At 35.4% G+C, this 3,614-nt stretch carries 7 protein-coding genes; all 7 read left to right on the plus strand.

The window, feature by feature from the left end; genetic code table 11:
- Window positions 1–141: 141 nt before the first annotated feature.
- The 7 genes from J7384_RS19095 to J7384_RS19125 all read left to right on the plus strand — a co-directional run bounded on the left by J7384_RS19095 (window position 142) and on the right by J7384_RS19125 (window position 3,479).
- Window positions 142–588: a hypothetical protein gene (locus J7384_RS19095; RefSeq protein WP_209116132.1), complete on the plus strand. Its 447-nt coding sequence runs from the start codon at window positions 142–144 to the stop codon at window positions 586–588.
- A 122-nt stretch (window positions 589–710) separates the two neighbouring features.
- On the plus strand, window positions 711–1,106 hold the full coding sequence (locus J7384_RS19100) for a hypothetical protein (protein ID WP_209113888.1): 396 nt from the start codon (window positions 711–713) through the stop codon (window positions 1,104–1,106).
- 227 nt (window positions 1,107–1,333) lie between these two features.
- Entirely contained in the window at window positions 1,334–1,774 is a 441-nt protein-coding gene (locus tag J7384_RS19105; protein ID WP_209116133.1) for a hypothetical protein, read from the plus strand.
- Window positions 1,775–1,891: 117 nt separating this feature from the next.
- On the plus strand, window positions 1,892–2,179 hold the full coding sequence (locus J7384_RS19110; protein ID WP_209113878.1) for a hypothetical protein: 288 nt from the start codon (window positions 1,892–1,894) through the stop codon (window positions 2,177–2,179).
- Window positions 2,180–2,304: 125 nt separating this feature from the next.
- Complete coding sequence (locus J7384_RS19115) at window positions 2,305–2,625, plus strand: hypothetical protein (RefSeq protein ID WP_209116134.1); 321 nt, start codon at window positions 2,305–2,307, stop codon at window positions 2,623–2,625.
- A gap of 115 nt (window positions 2,626–2,740) precedes the next feature.
- The gene (locus tag J7384_RS19120; protein ID WP_209116135.1) at window positions 2,741–3,052 is read left to right on the plus strand and encodes a hypothetical protein; all 312 of its coding nucleotides are present in this window, start codon (window positions 2,741–2,743) and stop codon (window positions 3,050–3,052) included.
- A 118-nt stretch (window positions 3,053–3,170) separates the two neighbouring features.
- Window positions 3,171–3,479, plus strand: a complete 309-nt coding sequence (locus J7384_RS19125; RefSeq protein WP_209116136.1) for a hypothetical protein — start codon at window positions 3,171–3,173, stop codon at window positions 3,477–3,479.
- Window positions 3,480–3,614 lie beyond the last annotated feature (135 nt).

The following is a 3,614-nucleotide window of genomic DNA, read 5'->3' on the forward strand; positions in this document are numbered from 1 at the left end:
AACTTCAAGCAAAAGGTTAGTTAAACTGCTAACAAGCGCTTCAACGGGACAAATAAAGCTTAGCTCCCGTCGCTGCGCTCCTAATTTTAGCTAAGCTAATTATTTGCCCATTAAGCGGGCGTTATATACATCAAGGATATCGTGTTGCCATATAGATGTGGCTATTGTAAAAGCCCTAATAGAATCAAAGCTGATTTTTGGATTTCAAAAATTGATGCATTTGGCTTTATTTTTTTAAGTTTATTACTAACTGCTCCAGTATGGGCTATAACATCTTTGATTGAAGAGTATGACTTTATTTCTATCTTAATTGTTCTGATTACAATTTATTTAGCAGTATTAAGTAAACAATATAAAATAGTGGCAATATTAGCCATTGAGCTTCTTATAGATATAGTGCTTTATGAGCTAGGTTTATATTCATATAGTCTTTTAGTTGCTACTGCATTTTTAATAACCTTTATAAAAGTAGGTAGCAAAATATACGGTTTCTTCTTTTTGTGTGTTAATTATAAATTTAACTTTGAGTTAATTTGTAAGAAATGCGGTAAAGTTAGTAAGTCTCTAAAACTTCCAGCCCAGCCGTAAATGTATATAACAAGCCAATAAAGTGGGACTGCTAAAGCTTGGCTCGGTTCCGCTTCGCTACACAAGTATAGCCAAGCATTTATCAGCCCCTTATTGGGGCGTTATATGCCTAGGAGGGAATCGTGCATATTGCTATAAATTTTAAAACTTCTAAGTTCGATGTCTCAAAAGAGCGTGAAAACCCTATTAATCCTATTTTCGGTGAATCATTGTTAAAGTGGTTAAAGTCTGAAGTTGAATCAGATTTTGATATTTCTGAGCCAGATGCTGAAGACTGGGGTTGGTATAGCTATATTGACTGGAAAGGACGTCAATATATGCTTGGAGCCTCAACTTACTTTGAGGAAGGTGATGACCCAAAGTCAGAACTAGAGTGGATTCTCCAAATAGATAAAAGTCGCACTTTCATAGAAAAGCTCTTCGGAAAAGAAAAAATATCTAATTCAGATGAGTGTGTATTATATTTTAAATCTAAGTTAGAGTCGGAGCCTCAAATTGGCTTAATAAGTTTTGAGTAATTGGCATATAACAAGCCAATAAAATGGGACTGCTAAAGCTTGGCTCGGTTCCGCTTCGCTACACAGTTTAGCCAAGCATTATCAGCCCCTTATTGGGGCGTTAGAGTATTTTCATCATGATTCGATATATTCCTATAATTTTAATGTCTTGTTCTTTTGGTTCAATTGCATCATGGAATGAGCATTTCATAAAATATACGTGCTTGCCCACATTGGGCATTTTTCAAGTGGAAAGATTATCTGTGGAATCGCCAAATAATTTATATGGCTCTAATGGTATAAAACAAAATATCGTAGACAAATTAAAAAGTGAAAACTTATTTAGAATCGGCAGTGGGAAACATAATTTTCAATGTTCTATATCAAATCAGAAAGTATCTATAGACTTTATTCCTCAGAGTTTTCGTAATAATTGGGTTGGCGGAAAAATATCGATAAAGATTGAAGATAGGTATTTAGCAAAAGAATTAGATTTTTTTTCATCCGTACCAAGTTTAAGTAAATTAAAAATCAACTTTAATTCGTCCCATCCATTTATTCATTACTGGACTAATGTTTTATCTGAAAATGATTTATTTGGTTATGGTGAATCTCAGTTGTCGCTAACGAAGGACTCAATTATTACTCATAAAGATATCGTTGATAACCATAAAAAATCTTTGCAATAATACTCTAACAAGCCACTGAAGTGCGGGACTGCTAACAGTTTGCTCGGTTTCGCTCCGCTTCACCATTTTAGCAAACTGTATTCAGCCCCTTAGTGGGGCGTTATGTTTGAATTGAATATGAATCAAGAGTTAAAGAAAAAAGTAGATATCGTGGTTGGGTTAAGCCGGTTAGCTGGTGGCACGTTAATTATTATTGGAAGTATTTTAGTTTTTTTCTTTATACAAGCTGCATTAGATCCAAATGCAATAATTGAAATTAATGGAGTACCAACCAAAGATTTTAGTGACAAGCTTATTGCAGTCATTTTTAGTGCTTTATTTTTTGTTTTGGGGGTTGTTTTGTCTTTTGCCCCTAATAAAGCTCTCGACAAATTTGCGATTAAAATAATTAAGCTCTCAAGTTAGTTTCAAACATAACAAGCGCTTCAACGGGACAAATAAAGCTTAGCTCCCGTCGCTGCGCTCCTAATTTTAGCTAAGCTAATTATTTGCCCGTTAAGCGGGCGTTATGTGTTTCTTAAGGACTGAGTGTGAATTCAAATAATGTTTTAAAGTTAAATCATCACTCAACTTTAATTGCCGAATTAAATATCGTTAGCGTGGATCAACCTTGGTTAAATTGTGAATTCATCCCAAATGAGAACTTTGTAAAACATTCAGAATTCTTTAACAATTTTCAAAAGCAGTATTCCAGTGGCACAGTTCAAGATTTCGATAAGTTTTTTAGCCAGTTACAATCTGAAGGCTATACCTTAAAAAATGACGACTATGAATTAATTAGGTTTATTGTTCTCTGGCGTGGGTCGGAGTTTAATGTAAGATTACGCGGGCAACGTGTAAAAAACACATAACAAGCCAATAAAGCGGGACTGCTAAAGCTTGGCTCGGTTCCGCTTCGCTACACAAGTATAGCCAAGCTTTATCAGCCCCTTATTGGGGCGTTATATGCCTTAAGGAAGCTTGACTATGAATGAAGCTCGAATAGTTAAAAAATGGAAGTCGGTCGAGGCTCAGCTTAATTTAGCGGCAACATTGTTAGATGATCCAACTCTTTTCGTTTTAGCTGAGCAAGAATTTGCAGAGTACAGGTTTAACACTAGAGAATTAGAGTTGTTAGAAGCTTTTGAGAGATTAGAAAAAATTGCTAGAAATAGTGGCTGTAAAAGTGGCTTTTGGAGATCTTTCCAAAAGGTTTCTACAATATTAGGCTTCGATGAAAAAACAGAGCAGTTTGAAGAGGAATTTCATCGAGCTTTGTCAAAGAATATTAAACGGTAATCTGCATATAACAAGCGCTTCAACGGGACAAATAAAGCTTAGCTCCCGTCGTTGCGCTCCTAATTTTAGCTAAGCTAATTATTCGCCCGTTAAGCGGGCGTTATGTAATCTTGGTGACATGAAAAAATTCTTAGCTTTATTCTACTTCTCAATCGCTTTTTTTCATTTAGCTAGCTTTGCTGATCAGGTTGAGGTTGAAATTCATATTAAACTCTCTGAACGAGGTCTATTAAAACCAATTAAGCCTCAACCACCGATTGAGAACGTAATAACAAAAATTCAAACGCTCCTAGAGCAGCATAAAAAAGTCACCATTCTTGTTTCTGCAAACGTGGGGCAAGAAGCGGTAGTAAAAAGTACAAAAAATAAAATAATTGAGCAAACTAAACTAGATTTGAGTAACTTTAAAGTAATCTATTCAAGTTAAACCATTACATAACAAGCGCTTCAACGGGACAAATAAAGCTTAGCTCCCGTCGCTGCGCTCCTAAATTTTAGCTAAGCTAATTATTTGCCCGTTAAGCGGGCGTTATATGCCTAGAGGGAAAACGTGAGCAAAGTA

Origin of the sequence: Endozoicomonas sp. G2_1 (genome assembly GCF_017744155.1) — a bacterium.
Classification (GTDB): Bacteria; Pseudomonadota; Gammaproteobacteria; order Enterobacterales; family Alteromonadaceae; genus JAGHQT01.

Bases quoted from the DNA above. Each gene is read 5' to 3' on its own strand.
- J7384_RS19120 (WP_209116135.1), top strand. From the start codon at position 2,741: ATGAATGAAGCTCGAATAGTTAAAAAATGGAAGTCGGTCGAGGCTCAG.
- J7384_RS19110 (WP_209113878.1), top strand. From the start codon at position 1,892: ATGAATCAAGAGTTAAAGAAAAAAGTAGATATCGTGGTTGGGTTAAGC.
- J7384_RS19125 (WP_209116136.1), top strand. From the start codon at position 3,171: ATGAAAAAATTCTTAGCTTTATTCTACTTCTCAATCGCTTTTTTTCAT.